The following is a 1,712-nucleotide window of genomic DNA, read 5'->3' as shown; positions in this document are numbered from 1 at the left end:
AAAGCAAAAAACCCCAGTCATATCTGACTGGGGTTTTCTGGGCTGTAAGAGCCTGACGATGACCTACTTTCACACGGGAACCCGCACTATCATCGGCGCAAAGTCGTTTCACTGTCCTGTTCGGGATGGGAAGGAGTGGGACCAACTTGCTATGGTCATCAGGCATAACTTGGTGCTGGGCAGTTTTTGTGAACTGCCTGGCGAATTCATAGAGTCTGGAATCAGATTTTGTGTATTTGACTGCGTCTAACTTGGCATAACAGACTTTGAGCTTCACGCTGGTTGCGTGTTGGCTATCAAAGTTATAGGGTCAAGCCGCACGAGCAATTAGTATCAGTTAGCTTAACGCATTACTGCGCTTCCACACCTGACCTATCAACGTCCTGGTCTTGAACGACTCTTTAGGGGGCTCAAGGCCCCGGCAGATCTCATCTTGAAACGAGTTTCCCGCTTAGATGCTTTCAGCGGTTATCTCTTCCACACTTAGCTACTCGGCAATGCCACTGGCGTGACAACCGATACACCAGAGGTGTGTCCACTCCGGTCCTCTCGTACTAGGAGCAGGCTTCCTCAAATCTGCAGCGCCCACGGAAGATAGGGACCAAACTGTCTCACGACGTTTTAAACCCAGCTCACGTACCTCTTTAAATGGCGAACAGCCATACCCTTGGGACCGGCTACAGCCCCAGGATGAGATGAGCCGACATCGAGGTGCCAAACACCGCCGTCGATATGAACTCTTGGGCGGTATCAGCCTGTTATCCCCAGAGTACCTTTTATCCGTTGAGCGATGGCCCTTCCATACAGAACCACCGGATCACTATGTCCTGCTTTCGCATCTGCTCGACTTGTCAGTCTCGCAGTTAAGCACGCTTATGCCATTGCACTATCGTCACGATGTCCGACCGTAACTAGCGTACCTTCGAACTCCTCCGTTACGCTTTGGGAGGAGACCGCCCCAGTCAAACTGCCTACCATGCACTGTCCCCGATCCAGATAATGGACCTAGGTTAGAACCTCAAACACACCAGGGTGGTATTTCAACGTTGGCTCCATGAGAACTAGCGTCCTCACTTCAAAGCCTCCCACCTATCCTACACAGATCTGTTCAAAGTCCAATACAAAGCTACAGTAAAGGTTCATGGGGTCTTTCCGTCTTTCCGCGGGGAGATTGCATCATCACAAACATTTCAACTTCGCTGAGTCTCAGGAGGAGACAGTGTGGCCATCGTTACGCCATTCGTGCAGGTCGGAACTTACCCGACAAGGAATTTCGCTACCTTAGGACCGTTATAGTTACGGCCGCCGTTTACTGGGACTTCAATCAAGAGCTTGCACCCCATCATTTAATCTTCCAGCACCGGGCAGGCGTCACACCCTATACGTCCACTTTCGTGTTTGCAGAGTGCTGTGTTTTTATTAAACAGTCGCAGCCACCGATTTTTTGCAACCCCGTTGGGCTCCCTCTGTACGAGTTCACCTACTTGGGGCATACCTTCTCCCGAAGTTACGGTATCAATTTGCCGAGTTCCTTCTCCTGAGTTCTCTCAAGCGCCTTAGAATACTCATCTCGCGCACCAGTGTCGGTTTGCGGTACGGTCGTCAATAGCTGAAGCTTAGTGGCTTTTCCTGGAAGCAGGGTATCACTCACTTCGTCTGCAAGCAGACTCGTTATCACCCCTCATCTAAGCCCGGCGGATTTGCCTACCGAG

2 rRNA genes (1 of these 2 only partly in view) are annotated in these 1,712 nt (G+C 51.1%); both read right to left on the bottom strand.

Annotated elements, in window-relative coordinates:
- Positions 1-50 precede the first annotated feature (50 nt).
- Positions 51-163, bottom strand: a 5S ribosomal RNA gene (gene rrf / locus ACTJKQ_RS10620).
- 143 nt (positions 164-306) lie between these two features.
- Positions 307-1,712, bottom strand: a 23S ribosomal RNA gene (locus ACTJKQ_RS10615) (it continues 1,473 nt past the right edge of the window).

This window comes from Acidovorax sp. 22279 (assembly GCF_052045435.1).
GTDB classification, from domain to species: Bacteria; Pseudomonadota; Gammaproteobacteria; order Burkholderiales; family Burkholderiaceae_C; genus Acidovorax; species Acidovorax delafieldii.
Note: the sequence above shows the minus strand (reverse complement) of the source record. Positions and strands in the feature narration are given on the sequence as shown.